The sequence below is a fragment of the Dyella sp. genome (assembly GCF_036568765.1).
In the GTDB taxonomy this organism is placed as follows: domain Bacteria; phylum Pseudomonadota; class Gammaproteobacteria; order Xanthomonadales; family Rhodanobacteraceae; genus GSA-30.
In genome coordinates this window covers 22,532-42,312 of sequence record NZ_DATCRY010000078.1, presented here as the reverse complement: position 1 = coordinate 42,312, position 19,781 = coordinate 22,532, and the positions used below count along the sequence as shown (strand labels likewise).

Sequence of the window (19,781 nt, the reverse complement as noted above, 5' to 3'; positions counted from 1 at the left end):
AAATTGCACGAATAAAACTTCCGAGGCTACCGGGAAAGGACGATGCCGGCTCTAAACACGCTTGCCCGAGCACTGCTACTCGCCCTGGTCGCGGCACCCGGTGCGGCATGGGCGGGCAAGCTCGACTACTCGCTGTACGTCGGCGCGGAACACAGCGACAACATTGCTCTGAGCAGCGATAACCCGGTTAGCCAGAATGTGCTGATCCCGGGCATGAATTTCGCTTTTACCCAGCAGGGATCGACCTTCCAGGCCAACGTGCTCGGTACGTTGGAATATCACGATTACCTCGGTGGCCGCTTCGACAACCAGACCCAGGTGCAACTGGCCGGGCAGGGCAACTGGACCGTGTTGCCACAACGTCTGGATTTCGCTGTCGAGGACTACGCTGCAGTGCAGCCGGTCGATTCATTGGCCAGCAATGCACCCGACAACCAGCAACAAACCAATGTGTTATCGGTTGGGCCGACTCTGCACCTGCAGTTCGGTCAGGCAATGCGTGGGCAGGTGGATCTGCGTTACATCAACAGTTACGCGTCCAAGGTCGATGAGTTCAATTCTTCGCGTGGGTTGTTGGCTTTGCGGCTGTTTCGCGATATCAGTCCGACCGATCAGGTATCGGCCAACGCCGAAACCCAGCGCGTTGCCTTCGACAACGCCGATACGGGACCCAACTACACGCGTAACGAGGCGTACCTGCGCTATACCAGCAAGCTGGCGCGGTTCAATGCCGATGTCATGGTGGGCTGGTCGCAGCTGAAGTACAGCCATGCAGGCACCGACTCCAGCCCCATGGTACGTCTCAGTGTCGGTTGGCAGCCGACATTGCGCAGTTCGTTCGCGGTGTCGGGCTCGTATGAGTACGCCGATGCCGCGTTGGACATGATGACGCCGATCGGGCAGGCAAGCATCTCGGATCTTACCGGGGGCACTGGAGGCATCGGGACGGGTATCGGTAGCGGCATTGTCACCGGCAATGCCGTGGTCGATTCGCAGGTGTACTTGCAGCGCCTGTTGGAAGCGACGTATGCATTCAATAGCGAGCGCTGGACCTTTTCGGTAGCGCCGCTATACCGCAAGCTGCACTATCTCAATGATCCGACGTTCGACCAGGTCGGCAAGGGCGGTAGCTTAAGTGCCACTTACCGACTGCGACCGAACATGATGCTTTCGGCGTTCGCCGCGGGCGAGAAGCTCACCTATCAAACGCTCAATCGCACCGACCATACCGTTCGCTTCGGCCTCGATCTGGCCAATCAGTTTACGCCGCACTGGAGCTGGCATGCCTCGGTAACGCGTCAGCGACGCAACAGCAACGTTGCCGGACAGGATTACCGGGAAACCCAGTTATTCTTCAGCGTGGTGTATCGCCGGTGAAAGCGCGCACACCCATGGAACTTCCGTTTCACTTCGGTCCGGGAGGCGAGCTGTTCGGCTTGTTCCATGCCACGGGCATGCCGCCACGCAAAGCGGTTCTACTGTGCCCGCCGCTGGGCCAAGACCAGATCCGCTGCCATCGCCTGTATCGCCAGTTGGCGCATGCACTGGCGGCGGAAGGTGTGGCCGCGTTGCGTTTCGATTACTACGGCAGCGGGGATTCCGCCGGTGCCAGCGAAGAACTCAATTGGCGCCGCTGCATCGCCGATACGGCGTTAGCGGCCGATGAGTTGCGCCGACGCAGCGGTTGTGAGCGGGTGATCGCGTTCGGTGCGCGCCTGGGCGCCTGCATCGCCGTGGAGACTGCTGCGTCGGCGCGCCTTGCCGGCTTGATGATCTGGGATCCGATCGTAGATGGTGCTGGTCATGTCGCGCGGCTGGATGCCATGCAGGAAGCGTTACGGCACGATCCGCATCGCTTCACACGGCCACGTTCGTGTAGCGACATCGCGGCACAGTGGCTGGGTTTCGCAGTGAGCGAGCGCCTGCGCTCTGAGATCGGAGGTTTGCATCTGGTCCCTGTGTCGCTACCCACGCTGGTCCTCGATTCGCAGGGTGCGCCGCGCACACCGGCGTGGCGGGACGCGCCGGATACCAGTTTCGTATCGCTGGATCCCTCCGTACCTTGGGACGACCTGGATCGCCTGGAGGCGGCCATTCTTTCGCACCCGCTTGTGCAGGCGGTGACAGCGCACGTGAGGAGCGCGGCATGAGACCGCGTGCTGCCCCGGCTTCCCGCCTCGCCTCGGTGAATGCCGTGGCCCAGTGCTTCTTGCATGCAACAAGGTGCGGGATCCGGGAACTTGAGGTCGTCTCCGTACGGACCTGGCTTTCGGAGGTCTTCCATGAACACTGAGAAAGCCTTTCGTTTCGGCCGCGCACAACATCTGATCGGTATTGCCGGCTTGCCGCAAAGCGAGCCGGGGACCGTGGGCGTGATTGTGCTCAATGCGGGCATGGTGCATCGCATCGGTCCATTCCGCCTACATGTAGACCTGACCAGGCGCCTGAACGCAGCCGGCTATCCGACATTGCGTTTCGATCTGTCCACACTGGGCGACAGCGGCTCGAGCGGTGAGTCGCAGACCAAGGTGCAGCAGGTCAATGCCGATGTCGGCGATGCAATGCGCCTGCTCGACGAACAAGCCGGCTGCAAGCGTTTTGTGCTCGTGGGGTTATGTTCGGGGGCGCAGAACGTTCACTCGGTAGCCTGTACGGATACGCATGTCGCCGGCGCGGTATTCCTTGACGGTTATGCCTATCGTACGTTCGGCTATCGCTTGCGGCACTATCTCCCGCGGTTGTTCGACCTGAAGCGCTGGCGCCACGCGTTGACACGCGCTCGGCCAGCGGCGGCTCCGCGTGCGGCATCCGAACCGGTATTCGCGGTGGCTCCATCGCCGCGTGATGTCGTACGCGCGGATCTGGCAGGCATGGTCGAGCGAGGCCAGCGCATGTGTCTGATCTACACCGGCGGCATCAGCCACTTCTTCAATCACGCCAGGCAGTTTCGCGAATGTTTCGGCAGCGTGATGAACCATCCTTTTGTCAGCACGCAGTTCCTGCGCGAGGTCGACCACACCTACATCCTTAGCGGCGATCGTAGCCGTCTGATCGAAGGCATCGAGCGCTGGGTGGCGCACCATTTTCCAGTCATGACGGATAAGCGAGTATGAGCAAGGTACTTGTCACCGGCGGGGCCGGTTACATCGGAAGCCATGTCGTGCAGCAGCTGGTCGCACGCGGCGATCGCGTCGTGGTGATCGATAATCTCAGCACCGGTTTTCGCGAAGCGGTGCGCGGTGCCGAGCTGGTGATCGGCAACGTGGGTGACCTGGCCCTGGTGTCGCGCGTGCTTGCCGAGCATCAGGTGGATGCGGCGATGCATTTTGCTGCGCATACGATTGTGCCCGAATCGGTCAGCGACCCGCTCAAGTACTATGGCAACAACACCTGCAATACACGCAATCTGCTGGCCTGTTGCGCCGAAGCGGGCGTGCGGCAGTTCATCTTCTCTTCTACAGCCGCGGTCTACGGCTTGACCGACGATGGCGTTGCCGATGAAGAAACGCCGACGAAGCCGATCAATCCGTATGGCACCTCCAAACTGATGTCCGAGACCATGTTGCGCGATCACTGTGCAACCGGAGCGATGCGCCACGTGATACTGCGCTACTTCAATGTGGCCGGCTGCGATCCGCTGGGAAGGATTGGCCATTCCACGCCACAAGCCACCTTGCTGATCAAGGTGGCGTGCGAGCACGCGGTGGGCAAGCGCCCGAGCCTGGCGGTATTCGGTACTGATTATGACACGCCCGATGGCACCGGCATTCGCGACTTTATCCACGTCGACGATCTGGCAGCGGCGCATCTGCGCGCACTGGATCATCTGCGCGGCGGCGGCGAGTCGCTAACGCTCAATTGCGGTTATGGCCACGGCTACAGTGTGCGCGAGGTGATCGATGCCGTGCAGCGCGTCGGTGGGCGGCCGCTGACGGTCATGGAGCTGCCGCGTCGTCCGGGCGATCTACCCAAGCTGATTGCACGCAGCGATCGCCTTCGCCAGCTCCTGGGCTGGCAGCCGCAGTACGACGATCTGGACTTCATCGTGCGTACGGCGCTGACGTGGGAATGGCAACTTGCGCGCAAGTCGCCCTTGACGTCGGCGGCTTGAATGTCTTCCTTGACATGCATCGGAGCATGATCGTGCTGGCCGGAACGCTGGCGATGGCCATGGTCGCTACAGGCGCCAAAAGCGTTGCAGCACCTGCGGAGACGATACCGACGCAGAGTATCGTGCTGCATCGTAACGCCGGTAGCGATCCGGATGTACGAGTCACTGTCGGCATTCCCCTGCCGCCGGGCGCTTTACGCGATCCGAAACAGGTGCGTATTCTGGACGATCGCGGCGTCGAGATACCTGCGGCGGTACAGACAACCCTGCGCTGGTACGCGAAGGACGGCAGCGTGCGTGCAGTGCGCGCGCAATTTCGTACGCGGATGGACGGCCGGGACAAGACGTTCTATTTCGCCTTGGGTCGACCGCGCGAGCACGATCTTGCCGCTTGGCCGTACTCGGATGGCCTGGTCAATGGCGAGGCCGGCTTTCGCGTGCCGGCGGTACTGGCCACGCTTACGCCGACATGGCTCTGCGACTCGCTGGTGGCGGGTCCACAGCTGCCAGCAGCGGCGAAGGAGCCGTACGCGAACTATGTATCTGCGCAGTTCCGCTGGGCGCGCAAGCTGCCTGTGGCCGATCCTACTGCCTGGCTGTTCGATCGCCCATCGACGCTCTACAAGGCCTATGTCCGAACAGGGCGCTTCGACTACCTGCAGGCGGCCGATCTGAGCTATCGCTTCTACATGAAATATATCCGTCGCGACGGTCTGCCGGTCAGCCCCTCCTGTGCCGGCGGTTGGACGTTTGGCGACAAGCCATGCGATGTGAAGTACGTGTATGTCGAGCCGGTTTTGTTGGCGCTGGCGTTGACCGGCGACGATACCCAGCACGATGCCGTCACCATCGACAAGATGATGACCCTATGGGAGAACGGCGGTTGGAATCGCCGCCCGGGCCCTTATCGGCATCCGTCCGACTATTTCACCGAGCGCCTGGCCGGACTTGGTCTGCTTCAGACGGTCAGCGCCTATGAGTTGACCGGCGACCGCCGTTATATGACGCGCATCGAAGAGCGCGTGTCCTGGCTCTACATGCACCAGCGCAACAATCCCGATGGCATGGGTGACGATGGTTCCTGGCGCAACAGCTGGAACCTGCACGAGAACGATGCCTGGGATCCGGCCACCGACGTGCGGGGAAGTTCGCCGTGGATGAGCGAGAACATCATCGATGGCCTCTGGCATGCGTGGTTGGTGACTGGCGACGTACGTATTCCGCCGATGATCGCCAGCTTTGGCCAGTATATGGAACGTTATGGGTGGATCGATATAGCGTTGCTGGCCCCATCGCACGATTGGCGCAATCCGTGCTCGGGCGGCAACGGCCAGATTGCGTGGTACTGGTCGTCGGCACATGCGGAGCGAAAATCCCTTGTGGCTATCCAGGAGAGCGATGGCTGGTACAGCGACGCACATAACGTGGAGTTGGGTTTTGCGGTCGCCGCGGCGTACTACTTCGAGCCCGATCCAAAGCAGAGTGCGGCGCTGAAGCGCCGTTTCGAGGCATTGTCGAGCTCCTATACGCCGGCTTGCGCGGCACTGGACGACACCCTGCGCCGGTTCAATTGGAACAATCGTGGCAGCGCCGTGGCGCAGTGGATGATTCGTCAAGCACCTGGGAGCGGACTTTCCGCCTCTGTGGCAAGGGGCCAGCCATGAACCGACGCCTGGCAGTGCTGCGTAGCGTCACCATTGTCTCTGTCTCGAGCTATATCGAGTATGCGCTCGGCTTAGTCGTGAGCATCTGGATCGCACGTGCCTTGGGGCCGGCCGATTTCGGCCGTTACGCGTTTACCGTATGGCTTTGCAGCTGGATGATTACGTGTTGCAACCATGCGCTGACCACGTCGTCGACCAAATTTATCGCCGAGGCCGACGGTGCCGGCAGGGCTGATGTGGCCGCATACATCGGTGGACGGCTAAGTCGTTTGCAACATTGGAGTTCGGCCGCCGTGCTGGCCGTGTTCTTGCTGGCCGTCCTGGCGATTCGACCGGAGGAGTGGCATGGGTATCTGTTGCCGGTAACCACGCTCGTGATGGTCGCGACGCTGGCGAAGGCCAATTACGGCATGCTGGTGGCTATCGAGAAAGGACAAGAGCACTTCGAGCCCGAGGCGATCGCGGTCGTCGGTGCCGGCGTCATTGGCTTGCTGTTGGTGATCGGTGCGACGATAGCCCAAGCGGGCCTGCTGGCTTTTATAGCCTTGTTTGCGGTCGCGTCGCTGCTTTTGAACCTGATCAATCGATTGGCGTATCGTCGTTATTGCGCGCCATATCGATCGGGGCCGGTGCCGGAGGAAATGCGCGGCAGGTTGTCGCGTCATTTGCGACTGACGGCGGTGCTCGTGCTGCTGGGGTCGTTCAAGGCCGGTACGCTCGAAGTATTTCTCCTGAATATCTTCGCCGGCTCGACCGCGGTCGGTTTCTTCGCTATCGCAGTGACGTTGACGCGCGGTGCGGTGCAGCTGTTTTCGGTCGGATTGACCAGCACCTTGCTGCCCTATATGGCCAAATCCTATGGCGAGCACGGTCATGAGCGCACCGCGCAATTTCTCGCCGAAGCTACCCGGTTCTATTGGGCAGTGGGCTTGATGATCGCCGGACTCGGTTTCGTGACGACGCCAGATATCGTCACTCTGATGTACGGCCGCCGCTACAGCGATGCGATTCCGGCCATCGAGGCGTTCCTGGTATTGGCCGGACTGCTGTTGATCGGCAATAGCATCAGTGCGTTCCAGACCGTGGTAGATCGCCAGGCCGACCGTGTTCGCGTTACGGTGATTTCCCTGTTGGCCAACGGCATCTTCGGTTTACTGCTGGTGCCTCCTTTGGGGTTGGCCGGCGCAGTGCTGGCTTATGCGGCAACGCGTTTGACGGAACTTGGCGTCGCCATCTTCTACTTGCGTCGTGCGACGCGCGATGGCCTGCCGGTGGCGGCCATGCTGCGCTTGTTCGCCGTCGGAGCGGTCGCCACGCTGGCGGCATGGCTGGTGACGATATGGACCCCGAGTTTTTACGGTTTCCTGCCTGGTTGCGTCGTGTTTGTCGCGCTATTCGTGCCGGGCAGCATATGGGTGAGGTACTGGAGTGGGGACGACCTGCGGCTGTTGGGAAATCTCATTGGCCGACTAGGGCCGCCAGGTCGCATGCTGGTCCGGGGGCTGGACTGGTTGCAGCGACCGGCGGCACGGAGCGTGCCATGACTGCGCCCCAGGAGGCTCGCTTGTCCTGCTCGGTGATCGGTTGCGCCATCGCCCTTGCCGAATCGAGGACCGAGCTGGTGCGCCTCGCCGAAACACCCGGCGCGGCATGCAGCATCGTGCAGCACCCGGATTGGCTGGCGTTCGAGCTGGCCTGGCGAGGGCCAACGACGATGCTGTATCTGGTACTGGCTAGTAATGGACTGGGGCAGGTGATCGGCTATGCGCCTTTCTTGGCCGAAGCCGTGCACAACGTGCGCCTGTCGCTTGGGTCGCGCCGCGTGCTGCTCTACCGCGGCAAAGTGTTGCGCATGCTCGGCGACGGTGTGGTAGCCCTGCCGGCGGACCGTGAATTGGCCGAGCAACTGATTGCCGGCGCCCTGCAGCGCGATGGCGACATCCGGGTCGTCCGCATCCAGGAGAGCGATCTCCCTAACAGCCTGGCGCGAGCGATGGGGCAGGGGCAGCGTCCGTTCGCCACCGTGAGCATGAATCTGGTCGAGCAGGTCGCCCGGAGCATCGCGCCGCAAGCCTCGTCCGCCGCCTATCTGGCGCAACTGGACGGAAAGCGCCGTAACGATCTGACGCGACGGCTGCGTAATGTCTACAAGAAGCTCGGTGGACAAACGGTGTTGCGCATTTTTAACGAACCCGATCAAGTAGTCGAGTACACGGCGCTGATGAATCGTGTCTATGCGCGTAGTTGGCATGCCGAAGTATTGCCGATCGATTGGGAGATGCCGGAGCGGCGTGCTTTGTTTCGTCGGCTGGCCGAGGATCGGCATTGGATCGGTCATCTGTTGATGCGGGGAGAGCGGCCGGTTGCCTACGTGCACGGTTATATCCTCGGTGCTCGCTACGTGCTCGACGATACGGGCTACGACGAGGAGTTTGCCTCGCTCGGCATCGGCTCGGCGCTGGTATTCGAGACGGTGCTGGATCTGCTCGATCGATATCCGGGCGTCACGATAGATTTCGGCTATGGCGATAACCAATACAAGCGCGTATTGGCGGATCGTCAGCGCGAATGCGGTTCGCTATATCTGGCGCGGGGTATGTGGCCGCGTCTGGGATTGAGCGTGGTGTCGCTTGTCAGGTGGGGATACAGGCAAGCAAAACGTTGGCGCTAGGTCAGCGACAGTGCATAAATTTCTTTGTGCGAGGCGTTATACTCCTCCTTATTAGCTTTATTGCTATCGAACAAGGAGGTAAGTCATGACAGCCATGAAGCACGGTGCGGCGATGGTGCTGGCAGTGGCATGGAGTGCCTCACACCAGGCCGAGGCTGCGGACGCGGTCTCCGAACCAAGCTGGTGGTACGTGCGGGCGAAGTGTTGCCCGAACTGGTCGATGGCATACACCAGGGTTACACGGGCGATCAATCGGCGCTGCTGGTGATTTTCTATGCGGGCGTGGAAGGAAAGCCGACAACGGTGATTGAGGGGCATGAGTAGGATCGAGGACTACGAATCCTTCATTTGCGCCCTTTATCCCATAAGGGAGAAGGCAGTAAAGAGAAGTGACGCGGCAGAGAAAAGCCGATAACCAACCGGCTTGCTATCGCTCACTTCTCACCGCTTGCTGCTTATTGGTGGCGCCCCTTGGCCTCAATCGCCACGTTCATCGGCGATACCCATCTCCCCGCGCCGTTTGGCCCTCGCGCGGAAAAAGCTCAATGAACAAGGTGCCAGCGGAAAATCGCTCATCGCTTCATGATGCGATGAAGTGCGTACTTGTGCATCGGTGCTCAGCAGAACCTGCCAATCGCCTAGTCCCTCGACCTGCGGCAGGCTAAATGACGAAGGCTCATGGCCGTTGTGCACGATCAGCAGCAGGCTGATGTCGCCGCCGAGCTGACGAATCCCGGTGGGGCGAGCGCGGCCATCGAGCAGCATGCCCAGGCAATGGCGGCTGGGATCTTGCCAATCGCTTTCCTCCATCATTGCGCCATCGGGTGTGAGCCAGCTGACGTCTCGAATCTGGAACGGCTCCTCCGGTTCGCCTTTGAGGAATCGATTACGCCGGAGCAGCGGGAAGCGATGGCGTAGCTTGATCAGGCGGCGCACGAAATCTGTCAGATCGCTGGCGCGTGAAGCGACTTGCCAGTCCAGCCAGGTCAGCTCGTTATCCTGGCAATAGGCGTTGTTGTTACCTTGTTGGGTTCGCGCGAACTCGTCGCCGGCCAGCAGCATTGGCGTGCCTTGGGAAAGCAGCAGGGTTGCAAGCATATTGCGCATCTGCCGACTGCGCAGGGCGCGGATCCGAGGATCCTTGCTGGGACCTTCCTCGCCATGGTTCCAGCTCAAGTTATTGTCCGTGCCGTCGCGATTATCTTCGCCATTGGCTTCGTTGTGCTTATGGTCGTAGCTCACCAGATCGTTCAAAGTGAAGCCGTCGTGAGCGGTAATGAAGTTGACCGAGGCATAAGGGCGGCGCCCGCGGCGCTCGAAGAGGTCCGCCGAACCGGTGAGGCGAGTGGCAAGTTCGGCCAACTTGCCCTCATCGCCGCGCCAGAATGCACGCGCGTTATCGCGGAAGCGGTCGTTCCATTCGGCCCAGCCGGGCGGAAAGCCGCCGACCTGATAGCCCCCAGGACCGAGATCCCAAGGCTCGGCAATCAGTTTGAGCTGACTCAAGGTCGGATCTTGTGCGCAGGCATCGAGGAAGCCGCTGCTTTCATCGAAGCCATGCAGTTCGCGCCCGAGGATGGTGGCGAGGTCGAAACGGAAGCCGTCCACGCCCATGTCAGTGGCCCAGTAGCGTAAGGAGTCGGTGACCAACTGCAGGACGCGAGCGTGATTGAGGTTGAGCGTGTTACCGGTGCCGGTGTCGTTGATGTAATGGCGGCGGTCGTCGGCAAGTCGATAATAGTTGGCGTTATCGATGCCTCGCATCGATAACGTAGGCCCCAGCTCATTGCCCTCGGCAGTGTGGTTGTAGACGACATCGAGCAAGACCTCCAGGCCGCCGTCGTGTAGATGCGCGACCATCTCCTTGAACTCGTCGATACTTCCGGTGGCCATATAGCGCGGATGCGGCGCAAAAAAGGCTTGTGTGTTGTAACCCCAGTAGTTGCGCAGCCCTTGCTCGAGCAGATGCTTGTCGTCCACAAAAGCGTGCACCGGCATCAATTCGACAGTGCTGACACCAAGCGAACGTATATAGTCGATGATTTCCTGCGTAGCCAGTCCAGCAAAGCTGCCGCGGAACTCGGGCGCGACACGTGGGTGACGCATGGTATAGCCACGTACATGCGTTTCGTAGATGATGGTGCGGTCCCACGGGGTGTGCGGGCGCATGTGGCGCCCCCAAGTGAATGCCGGGTCGATCACCCGTGCCTTGGGTACGTACGGTGCGCTGTCGCGTTCGTCGAAGCTGAGATCACCATCGGGATGGCCGATGACATAGCCGAATAGCGCATCGTGCCAGGTCAGCTCGCCGACGATCTGCTTGGCGTAGGGGTCGAGCAACAGTTTGTTCGGATTGAAGCGATGACCGGCATCGGGCTCGTAGGGTCCGTGGACGCGATAGCCGTAGATTTGCCCAGGACGCGCATCGGGCAGGTAGCCATGCCAGATTTCATCGGTAAGCTCAGGAAGTGCGATGCGCTCGGTTTCGCGATGTTCGTCATCGAAGAGACACAACTCCACTTTGCTCGCGTTGGCAGAAAACAGCGCGAAATTGACACCCAGGCCGTCCCAGGTCGCCCCGAGAGGAAACGGCGCGCCTTCGCGGACGCGCGACGGCCGGCGCGCCGGGTGCGGCGCGGCGTCATTGACGTCGATCGGCGCGGTGCCGGAGGGGGCCTCAGTCGCCATCGTCCTCTGGCCTATCATGGTCGCGCTTGCGTTCTTCTTCGGCGCGTTCGCTTGCTTCGATCAGGCGAGTGGCCATTTGCCAATGGCGCATCTGCTGGCCCTGCGGACGACCTTCGGACTCCCAGATGCGATGGGCCAGTTCGCGTATACGTTCTTCCCGTTCGGAGGGGTCGCTCATCGTAGTGCCTGTGAGCCTGCCAGCAACACGGTCACCGGCCAGGCCGCCCATAGATTCGATAACTGCCATGTCTGTTCCGTCATTGAAGGTAACGTTTGATTTGTCAGTACATTGACAAGATCGTGTTGCCGGATGTTTTCGCTCGCAAGCACGGTAGCGTCGCCCCAGCACGCAGCCGGCACCCGGGGTTCGGTGGCCTGGGCCAGCCAGCCAGCGCACAGACGCGGTACCGCCACTAGCAGGTGCTGGCCGCGATAGTGCCGCTCGAACGCCAGCGCATGGCCGATCGCCGCGCCCGTGACGCGACAAGGTCGATAGTCGCCATGCCGCATGAGTTCGGGCGCGCGCCGGCGAAGTGCAAGCAAGGCGGCAATGAGCGCCTGCTTGATAGACCCGCTGCGGAAATCGGCCAGCAATGCGGTCACCTCGGTCACGGCACCGAGACGGGCATTGCGCGCGGCGTAGTCGGGATTGCGCCGATTGTCCGGATCGACCAGGGATTGATCCCAGAATTCGGTGCCCTGATAGAGATCGGGCACGCCGGGTGCAGTCAGACGCAAGGTGGTCATGGCCAAGCCATTAAGTGCGCCGGGAGCGTCGAGCCTATGCGCCGCATGGCCGATCTCTTGGCGCAAACCCGCCAAGGCCGGATCGCCGAACAGGCGTCGCACCAAGGCCTGCGCGCGTGCTTCATAGCGTATATCGGGCGTCGTCCAGCAAGTACGCAGGCGGGCTTCCCGAAGCGCCTTGATCCACCAGGTTTCCAGGCGCTCGCCGTAAGCGGCTAACGCCTCGTCGTCGTCCGTCAAATGCAGTGGCCAAGCTGCCAGCACGATCTGCAGCAGCATGAGCATGTCGGCGACGTCGGGACCGGGGGCTTGTCGCTGCAGTTCCTCGATCCAGCGACCGAAGCACGCCGTCCAACGCGACGGGTCCTCGCTCAACAGAGCCAGCCTGGCACGAGTATCTTCGCCACGTTTGTGATCGTGCGTGGCAGTGGCCGACAAGCTGGTCGCAAAGCGCGTGGCACGTTGTTCCATGGCGCGATGGAAGCCATCGACCGACAGCGCGAACTGTTCCGGATCGCTACCGACTTCATTGCGCGACAGCAGTACGCCGTAGCGATAGAACGCGGTGTCTTCGGCAGCCTTGGCATTGAGCGGCGCGGCAAGTTGTTCCAGGCGTTGGCGTGCGCGGCGAAGGCAGCGACGCTGTGGCGGCTTCAGCGTTTGCAGATCTACTTCCAGCAATTGCTTGCGCAGCCACGCGCGAGCGTCGCGGTCATCGGGACTGGCTTCTGCATCGGCGAGCTCGAAAGCTTGAAGTAAAGCGTGGCGGTCGGCGCGTGATGGCTTGCCAGGGCCAAGATAGGTGCGGTAAACGGCTAGTCGCTCGAGCAATTGCCCGATGGCGCGTTCGACCGCGGCAACGGTCAGATCGCCGTACTCGGGCAGTTCGGCCAGGTACCGGCGCCATTGCCTGGTACAGCGTTCCAGGTCGGTTCGCAGACCGGCGTCCAGCCATTCTCGCCGGGCTTGCTGCTCTTCGTGCCGGAACGACGTGCCGCGGTTGGTGAGGCGTTGCCAATAACGCGCCAGGGCATGCTGCCCGGCGGTATCGTGCAAGAGCGCACCGACACGATCCATGAAGTCGTAGCCGGTGCTGCCATCGACCGGCCACGTGGCCGATAGCGTCTCCTGGCTGGCAAGAATCTTCTCGACATAGAGATATAACGGCGCGTTGCTGCCGCGTACGCGTCGCGCTTCGTCCATTGCGCGCCGTAGCCGACGCAAGTACCAGCGCGGTCGCGCGATGCCGTCGATATGGTCGATGCGCAGCCCGTCGATGAGGCCTTGCGCGAGCAGGCGAAGGGGAAGGGCATGCACAGCCTCGAACACATCGGCGCTGTTCATCGCCAGCGCTACCAGGCCGTCGATATCGAAAAAACGGCGATAGTTGATCGCGTCCCGGCTGCTGCGCCACCAGGCCAGGCGATAGTGCTGCATGTCGAGCACTCGTTGCAGCGTGCCGGGCATCAGGCCATCGTCACGCAGCCATTGCCGGCTTTGTGGTGAAAGCGGGAGACGCAGTTCGCCATAGGCGAGTTCCCAGGTGCCGAAAACGTCTTGACGCAACGAAAGTTCGCCACGCGACAGCAAGGCGTCGAGTCGATCGCCCAGGATCGGTAGCCACAACCGGCCATCGGTATCGGGCGCGTCCCACTCGATATCGAAATAATCCGCGTAGCGGCTGCCACGGCCGTGTTCGAGCACGTCGCGCCACCATGGATTGGCCGTATCGGCCGCCATGTGGTTGGGCACGATGTCCAGGATGGCACCCATGCCGTGGCGATGCAGCGCCTCGGCCAATGCCATGAAGGCAGCTTCGCCACCGAGCTCGGGGTTGATCGTGCCGGGATCGATAACGTCATAACCATGGGTCGATCCGGTACGCGCGGAAGCAATCGGCGAGAGATAGAGATGACTGATGCCCAGGCGTGCGAAGTAAGGGACCTGCGCGGCAGCCGCATGCAGGTCGAAGCCGCGATGCAGTTGCAAACGCGCTGTGCCGAGCAGCTCAGTCATGCCGGACGCTCCGGCGTTGCCGATCGACCCACCGCAGCATCGCGGCTAACTGGGGTCGATCCCAATGCGCGCGCAAACGCCAGTTCGGATGCTCGCGCAGGGTGCCGGGCAGGTTCACCTGCTGCTTGCTACCGAGCGCGTCCTCCAATGGTATGAGGGCCAGCGGCGAGGGAGACTGTGCCACGGCCCGCACGGCGGCGCGTAGCGGAGTGGTTGTACCGCCAGCCATCGTCATGCGATCGAGTGCGACAACGTCGCGGCGGCGCGCGGCGATACGGCTGCGACGCATGCGTTCGGGCCAATGTTGAATGCGTGCGAGCGCCTCGATATCGCGAGCCTCGCGCCATCCGGCCAGCGGTGGAAGGTCGTGCGTGCTGCTCATCGCGACCGCGCTCGACCGCCAGCGCCCCGGCGGCAGAAAGCGCCCCTGAGCATTGCGCGCAAACGGCAGTACATCCAGGCCCAGCACGCCACGCCCGGCCAGCCGCGCACGCAAGCCGGCCGGTACCGTGCCCAGGTCCTCACCGATCACGACGCAGCGGTGTCGCCAGGATTCGAGCGCCAACAGGCGCAACATGTCCTCTAGCGGATAGCGTACATAGGCACCTTCGCTGGCGTCTGCGCCATCGGGTACCAGCCACAAACGCGACCAGCCCAGGATGTGGTCGATCCGGATACCGCCACCACGTGCCATGCAGGCACGCAGGAGCTCGATGAGAGGGCGGTATCCGCTGCGTAACAGGCCTTGCGGCGAATACGTGCCGATACCCCAAGCCTGGCCGTGCGGATTGAAAGCATCGGCGGGCGCACCCAGCGAGGCGCCGCGTATTGTCAGCCCGGCGTGTTGCCAGGCTTCGCTACCACCGGGAATGAACCCGACTGCCAGATCCCAGCACAGGCCGAGTCGCTGGCCGGCCCGGGCCAGGTCGTCTCGCGTCCGTAGCCAGCATGTATTGGCGAGCCACTGCAGGAACAGTTCGAAATCCATACACGCGGCATGTTGGCTTGCAAAGGCAGTCACGGTGGCCGGGTCCGGATGGTTCCAGGCCGCGCCCCAATGTTGCCAACTCGTGTGTTCGCCACGTTCGATAGCGAGCGCCTGCCGGGCGGCGAAGACCGCATGCAATCGCAGCGACTCGCCGGATTGCGCTGCAAATTGTTTCCAGCGCCCATCCTTGCGTCCCCAACGTTCGAACAGGGTCTGCATGGCACGACGGCGCATGGCGTACTGCTGGGGCCAGTCCAGCTGTCTGCGGCGCCCGGCTCGAAGCCATGCCGTACTCATGCCGCTATGTGCCAGCGCATCGCGCCATGCGTCGGTGCCGACGACCTGGCTGGGCTCGATCTGCATCCAGTCGAGCATGCCGCGATGCGAAGGCGCATAGGGGCTGAAGTCATCGATAACGGGTGGACTCGCATGCAAGGGACTCAATGCGACCGCATCGCCTCCGGCCTGGGCAATGCGCAGGCCGAGTGCGGCGACATCGGCGCTCGTCCCCAGGCCACCGCTTTTACCCACCAGGCTGTATACCTGGGCGGCGAGGCCCCACATCGCCGGCTGCGCTTGTGCCGCCAGATCGCCTGGCATGAAACAGCGTAAGGGAGCCACTACCAGCATGCGTTCCGTTCTTCCGTCGCGCAGGCGGTAGTAACCCGGTTGCTGCGGCGCGCGCAACCGGGTGCGGCGTCCGGCCAGTAACGGAACGGCACGATCCTGCTCGTCGAAACAGTGCACACGCGTACCATCGGTGCCGGTTGGCAAGTCGTCTCCCATATCGACGATCGTGCAAGGTGCGGTATCCGTCTCCGACGTGGATAGACAATCGGCCAGGGCTTCGAGGGTGGCATGATTGACGTGCTGTTTGCGGCCCTGGGTGTCCGTCCATTGCTGTTGCAGTCCGACGGCTGCCGCACGCTCACGCACCGTCAAACCTTTCACTCGGCGCCTCCGATCCAGGCTGCCAGGCTATTGGGCGGCAAGTCGCCATCGAACGGCCGCGATTCGGCCTCAGGTGCCTCGACATGGAGAAGCTGAGCGCCGGCCGGCGCCATGCAAGCCACGGCGTCGGCTCCGACATTGAAGCCGAGCGTCCAGAGCCGACCATCTGCGAGCTGCCATTGCGCGCGCAGTGCCGATTTGCCTAGCCGTGCACAGGCGACGGCGCGAGTACCACGCAAGTGGGGTATCAAATGTTGTTTGCGCACGCCGAGCAAGGCGCCGAACCATGTACGCGTGGCTAACGCGAGCGCCGTGTCCGAGCCTCGTGGGCGGGATGCATCGAATGTCGCTGCCGCATTGGGGTCTGGAATACGTTCTCGCTGCGCGGGATGGCTGAAGCCGGCAAAGTGCGCAAACTCACGTCGGCGCCCTTCGCGCACCTGTGCGGCCAACTCGCCAGGATGGCTGGTGAAATAGAAAAACGGCGTGTCGCATGCCCATTCGTCCCCCATAAAGAACAAGGGAATCATCGGGCACAGCGCGACCAGCGCGGTGGCTACCTTCCAGCGTGGCAACGGCAACAGGGACGCCAGGCGGTCGCCCAGGGGACGGTTGCCGACCTGGTCGTGGTTTTGCATAAAAAACACGAACGACGTCGGTGGCAGATGTGCGCTCGGTTGGCCGCGGCGCACGCCACGCCGATCGCGCTGCCCCTGAAAAGCGAAGCCTTCGGCCAGCACGCGCTGCAATGCCGCAGTCGGATCGCCGGCGTAGTCGGCGTAGTAGCCCTCCGTCTCGCCGGTCAGCAGTACATGCAATGCGTTGTGCCCGTCGTCGTTCCATTGCGCGACATAATCGTCACGCAAGAGGCGTGCGTCGTTGTGTTCGTTCTCCAGGATGAGATGGATACGACGCTCCGGATCCACGCCGCGGCGTATCGCATCGGCGAGGCGCTCGAGAAAACCGCGTGGACGGATGGCATGGACAGCGTCCAATCGCAGTCCATCGAAGCGGTAGTCGTTGAGCCACATCAAGGCATTGTCGATAAAAAAACGGCGAACCTGGCGGCGCCGGAAATCGATAGCCGGTCCCCACGGTGTCGGTGTATCGGAGCGGAAAAAATCTTCGGCATAGGTCGCCAGGTAATTGCCGTAGGGGCCGAAATGGTTGTAGACCACGTCCAGTAACACCATCAGGCCCAGGCCGTGTGCATCGTCAATCAACGCCTTGAGTGCCTCGACCGAGCCATACGACGCGTCGGGCGCGTAGGGCAGTACACCGTCGTAGCCCCAGTTGCGGGCACCGGGGAACTCCGCCACCGGCATCAATTGAATGGCGGTATACCCGGCATCGAGTAGCGCGGGCAGCGCCGCGCGCACGCCGTCGAAGCCACCTAGCAGGCCGACATGCAGTTCGCAGACGATCGCTTCTTCCCAAGACCTTCCACGCCAAGCGTCATGGCGCCAGCGATAAGCATCCGGATCGACGACGATGCTGGCACCGTCGATATCGCCGGTTTGGGCGCATGATGCTGGATCGGGCACGCGCTGGTTATCGATCTCATAGCGATAGCGCGTGCCAGCCGCGAGTGGCGCGGTAGCTTCCCAGTCACCGTCGCCCAGGGCTTGCATGGGATATGCGGCATCGTCGGTCACGACGGCAATTTTGTTCGCGTCCGGAGCCCACAGGCGGAACAAGGTATCGCCATCGCCCATCGGTTGGGCACCGTAGCGGCGCCGGTCGATCCTTCGACTCATTCGCCCTCCGCGCGCAAGATCAGCGTGGCGAGCGGCGGCAATTGCAGGTTCAGCGATTGGCAATGCCCGTGTCGTGGATCGGGCGTAGCGAACACCATGCCGCCATTTCCGACATTCGAGCCGCCATAGAAGCTGCTGTCGGTGTTACAGAGCTCGCGCCAGGCACCGCCAACGGGCACGCCGACGCGAAAATCGTGCCGTGGCTGGGGCGTGAAATTGCATACCGCCAGGATGGGCTGGCTGCGATCGTGGCCGTAGCGCAGGAAGGCGTAGACCGATTGCGCGGCATCGTTCACCATGATCCATTCAAAGCCTTCGGTACGGTGATCGGCTTGGTGCAGCGCCGGCTCGTGAACCAGGATACGGTTGAGATCGGCGACCAGTCGGCGCACACCTTCATGGAAGGGATCGTTCAATTGCGCCCAATTCAACGAAGCGTCGTGGTTCCACTCGCTCCAGCAACCCCATTCGCCGCCCATGAATAGCAACTTCTTGCCAGGGTGTGCCCACATCAGGCCGAAATAGGCGCGCAAGTTGGCAAACCGTTGCCAATGATCGCCCGGCATGCGCTGCAGGAGAGAGCCTTTGCCATGCACGACTTCATCGTGCGATAACGCCAGGATGAACCGCTCGGCGAATGCGTAAGTCATGCCGAAGGTCAGGTCGTGATGGTGATGCGAGCGATAGATCGGATCGCGGCGCATATAGCCGAGGCTGTCGTGCATCCAGCCCATATTCCATTTGTAGTGGAAGCCCAGGCCACCATGCTCGACCGGCGCGGTGACGCCAGGCCAGGCGGTCGACTCTTCCGCAATCACTAGCGCCCCTGGACAGTGCTCTTCTACCTGGCGATTCAACTCGCGCAGAAACTCGACGGCCTCCAGGTTCTCGCGGCCGCCATAGTGATTGGGGATCCATTCGCCTTCGGCACGGCTGTAATCGCGATAGAGCATGCTGGCGACCGCGTCGACGCGCAGTCCATCCAGATGGAAGCGTTGCAGCCATTCCAGCGCATTGCCGATAAGATACTGTGCGACTTCGCGACGGCCGAAGTTGAAGATCAGCGTATGCCAGTCGCGATGGAAACCTTCGCGCGGATCGGCATGTTCGTACAGCGCCGTACCGTCGAAGCGTTGCAGCCCATGTGGATCGTTGGGGAAGTGCGCGCTTACCCAGTCGACGATGACGCCGATGCCGGCGACGTGGCAGGAATCGACAAAACGAGCGAAAGCTTCGGGACGGCCCAGGCGCGCGGTCGGTGCATAGATGCCCAACGGCTGATAACCCCAGGATCCACCGAACGGGTGCTCGCTGATCGGCAGCAGTTCGATATGCGTAAAGCCCATGTCCAGCACATACGGAATCAATTGCCTCGACAGTTCGTCCCAGTTGAGCGGGCGGTTGTCGGCACCGTAGCGCCAGGAGGGGGCGTGGACCTCGTAGATCGACAACGGCGCTTCGATGCGCTGGGTGTGCGCGCGGCCCTCCATCCAGGCCGCGTCGTGCCAGGACACCTTGAGTTCGGCGGGCACGATCGAAGCCGATGCGGGCGGCAATTCCATCTGCCGGGCATACGGGTCGGCCTTGAGCGGTAGCGAATGCCCGTGCGCATCGACGATCTCGTACTTGTAATGTGCGCCGGCAGCCACGGCCGGAATGAAGATCTCCCACACACCCGCGGTATGCCGCAAGCGCATTGGGTGGCGGCGTCCGTCCCAGCGATTGAAATCGCCGACAACCGACACGTGTGCGGCATTGGGCGCCCATACCGCAAAGCGCACGCCGTCGATACCGTCGATGCGCATAGGGTGAGCGCCCATAGCTTCCGCCGGCCGATCAAGGCTGCCCCGATGGAATGCTTGCAGGATGGTTTCATCGAGCAGGGCGCCGAAGGCATACGCATCGGGTTGCCGTTCGATACCCCAGGGCCATTGGGCGACGACGAGATAGCGGCCTGGATCGTCACCGCCCTGAGTTATGAACAGGCCTTCGGCGACACGTTTGGCCTCGCCCCAGTGCGAGCCATCGTTGCGCTGGATCGTCACGGCGACAGCGCCTGGCAGGTTGACTCGTACGATCCATCCGTCGGCTGTACGGTGCGGTCCCAGCAGTGCAAACGGATCGGCGTGGCGCCCCTGGGCCAACAGGGCCCATTGACTGCGGTCATGACCGACATCGGCCATCGGTG

General features: G+C 62.2%; 14 protein-coding genes. 8 read left to right on the top strand and 6 right to left on the bottom strand.

Annotation, left to right across the window (positions count from 1 at the left end):
• Positions 1-42: 42 nt before the first annotated feature.
• The 8 genes from VIM98_RS06030 (at position 43) to VIM98_RS05995 (ending at position 8,714) form a co-directional block, all read left to right on the top strand.
• Positions 43-1,377: an outer membrane beta-barrel protein gene (locus VIM98_RS06030; protein WP_331992194.1), complete on the top strand. Its 1,335-nt coding sequence runs from the start codon at positions 43-45 to the stop codon at positions 1,375-1,377.
• Positions 1,378-1,391: 14 nt separating this feature from the next.
• Positions 1,392-2,150, top strand: a complete 759-nt coding sequence (locus VIM98_RS06025; protein WP_331992193.1) for a serine aminopeptidase domain-containing protein — start codon at positions 1,392-1,394, stop codon at positions 2,148-2,150.
• 132 nt (positions 2,151-2,282) lie between these two features.
• Positions 2,283-3,113 carry an alpha/beta fold hydrolase gene (locus tag VIM98_RS06020; RefSeq protein WP_331992192.1) on the top strand — a complete coding sequence of 277 codons (831 nt, stop codon included), beginning with the start codon at positions 2,283-2,285 and terminating at the stop codon, positions 3,111-3,113.
• Positions 3,110-4,111, top strand: coding sequence for a UDP-glucose 4-epimerase GalE (gene galE / locus VIM98_RS06015; protein WP_331992191.1), 1,002 nt, complete (start codon positions 3,110-3,112; stop codon positions 4,109-4,111). The genes VIM98_RS06020 and galE overlap by 4 nt, the downstream gene beginning before the upstream one ends.
• Positions 4,112-4,137: 26 nt before the next feature.
• Complete coding sequence (locus VIM98_RS06010) at positions 4,138-5,775, top strand: hypothetical protein (protein ID WP_331992190.1); 1,638 nt, start codon at positions 4,138-4,140, stop codon at positions 5,773-5,775.
• Positions 5,772-7,319: an oligosaccharide flippase family protein gene (locus tag VIM98_RS06005; protein WP_331992189.1), complete on the top strand. Its 1,548-nt coding sequence runs from the start codon at positions 5,772-5,774 to the stop codon at positions 7,317-7,319. The genes VIM98_RS06010 and VIM98_RS06005 overlap by 4 nt, the downstream gene beginning before the upstream one ends.
• The gene (locus VIM98_RS06000) at positions 7,316-8,446 is read left to right on the top strand and encodes a GNAT family N-acetyltransferase (RefSeq protein ID WP_331992188.1); all 1,131 of its coding nucleotides are present in this window, start codon (positions 7,316-7,318) and stop codon (positions 8,444-8,446) included. The genes VIM98_RS06005 and VIM98_RS06000 overlap by 4 nt, the downstream gene beginning before the upstream one ends.
• An 85-nt stretch (positions 8,447-8,531) precedes the next feature.
• A complete protein-coding gene (locus tag VIM98_RS05995) occupies positions 8,532-8,714 on the top strand; it encodes a hypothetical protein (RefSeq protein WP_331992187.1) in 183 nt (60 codons plus the stop codon).
• 209 nt (positions 8,715-8,923) lie between these two features.
• Here VIM98_RS05995 and glgX read toward each other — a convergent pair whose 3' ends face one another.
• Genes glgX through glgB form a run of 6 tightly spaced genes read right to left on the bottom strand, consistent with a single transcriptional unit; the run spans position 8,924 to position 19,776 of the window.
• On the bottom strand, positions 8,924-11,134 hold the full coding sequence (glgX, locus tag VIM98_RS05990) for a glycogen debranching protein GlgX (protein WP_331992186.1): 2,211 nt from the start codon (positions 11,132-11,134) through the stop codon (positions 8,924-8,926).
• A complete protein-coding gene (locus VIM98_RS05985) occupies positions 11,124-11,312 on the bottom strand; it encodes a DUF2934 domain-containing protein (protein ID WP_331992185.1) in 189 nt (62 codons plus the stop codon). Before VIM98_RS05985 ends, glgX begins: the two co-directional genes overlap by 11 nt.
• Positions 11,309-13,897, bottom strand: a complete 2,589-nt coding sequence (gene treY, locus VIM98_RS05980; RefSeq protein ID WP_331992184.1) for a malto-oligosyltrehalose synthase — start codon at positions 13,895-13,897, stop codon at positions 11,309-11,311. The genes VIM98_RS05985 and treY overlap by 4 nt, the downstream gene beginning before the upstream one ends.
• Complete coding sequence (gene malQ, locus VIM98_RS05975) at positions 13,890-15,836, bottom strand: 4-alpha-glucanotransferase (RefSeq protein WP_331992183.1); 1,947 nt, start codon at positions 15,834-15,836, stop codon at positions 13,890-13,892. Before malQ ends, treY begins: the two co-directional genes overlap by 8 nt.
• The gene (treZ, locus tag VIM98_RS05970) at positions 15,833-17,593 is read right to left on the bottom strand and encodes a malto-oligosyltrehalose trehalohydrolase (RefSeq protein ID WP_331992182.1); all 1,761 of its coding nucleotides are present in this window, start codon (positions 17,591-17,593) and stop codon (positions 15,833-15,835) included. The genes malQ and treZ overlap by 4 nt, the downstream gene beginning before the upstream one ends.
• Positions 17,590-19,776: a 1,4-alpha-glucan branching protein GlgB gene (gene glgB, locus VIM98_RS05965; protein ID WP_331992181.1), complete on the bottom strand. Its 2,187-nt coding sequence runs from the start codon at positions 19,774-19,776 to the stop codon at positions 17,590-17,592. The genes treZ and glgB overlap by 4 nt, the downstream gene beginning before the upstream one ends.
• Positions 19,777-19,781: the final 5 nt, after the last annotated feature.

Bases quoted from the DNA above. Each gene is read 5' to 3' on its own strand.
- VIM98_RS06030 (WP_331992194.1), top strand. From the start codon at position 43: ATGCCGGCTCTAAACACGCTTGCCCGAGCACTGCTACTCGCCCTGGTC.
- VIM98_RS06025 (WP_331992193.1), top strand. From the start codon at position 1,392: ATGGAACTTCCGTTTCACTTCGGTCCGGGAGGCGAGCTGTTCGGCTTG.
- VIM98_RS06020 (WP_331992192.1), top strand. From the start codon at position 2,283: ATGAACACTGAGAAAGCCTTTCGTTTCGGCCGCGCACAACATCTGATC.
- galE (WP_331992191.1), top strand. From the start codon at position 3,110: ATGAGCAAGGTACTTGTCACCGGCGGGGCCGGTTACATCGGAAGCCAT.
- VIM98_RS06010 (WP_331992190.1), top strand. From the start codon at position 4,138: ATGATCGTGCTGGCCGGAACGCTGGCGATGGCCATGGTCGCTACAGGC.
- VIM98_RS06005 (WP_331992189.1), top strand. From the start codon at position 5,772: ATGAACCGACGCCTGGCAGTGCTGCGTAGCGTCACCATTGTCTCTGTC.
- VIM98_RS06000 (WP_331992188.1), top strand. From the start codon at position 7,316: ATGACTGCGCCCCAGGAGGCTCGCTTGTCCTGCTCGGTGATCGGTTGC.
- VIM98_RS05995 (WP_331992187.1), top strand. From the start codon at position 8,532: ATGACAGCCATGAAGCACGGTGCGGCGATGGTGCTGGCAGTGGCATGG.
- glgX (WP_331992186.1), bottom strand. From the start codon at position 11,134: ATGGCGACTGAGGCCCCCTCCGGCACCGCGCCGATCGACGTCAATGAC.
- VIM98_RS05985 (WP_331992185.1), bottom strand. From the start codon at position 11,312: ATGAGCGACCCCTCCGAACGGGAAGAACGTATACGCGAACTGGCCCAT.
- treY (WP_331992184.1), bottom strand. From the start codon at position 13,897: ATGACTGAGCTGCTCGGCACAGCGCGTTTGCAACTGCATCGCGGCTTC.
- treZ (WP_331992182.1), bottom strand. From the start codon at position 17,593: ATGAGTCGAAGGATCGACCGGCGCCGCTACGGTGCCCAACCGATGGGC.
- glgB (WP_331992181.1), bottom strand. From the start codon at position 19,776: ATGGCCGATGTCGGTCATGACCGCAGTCAATGGGCCCTGTTGGCCCAG.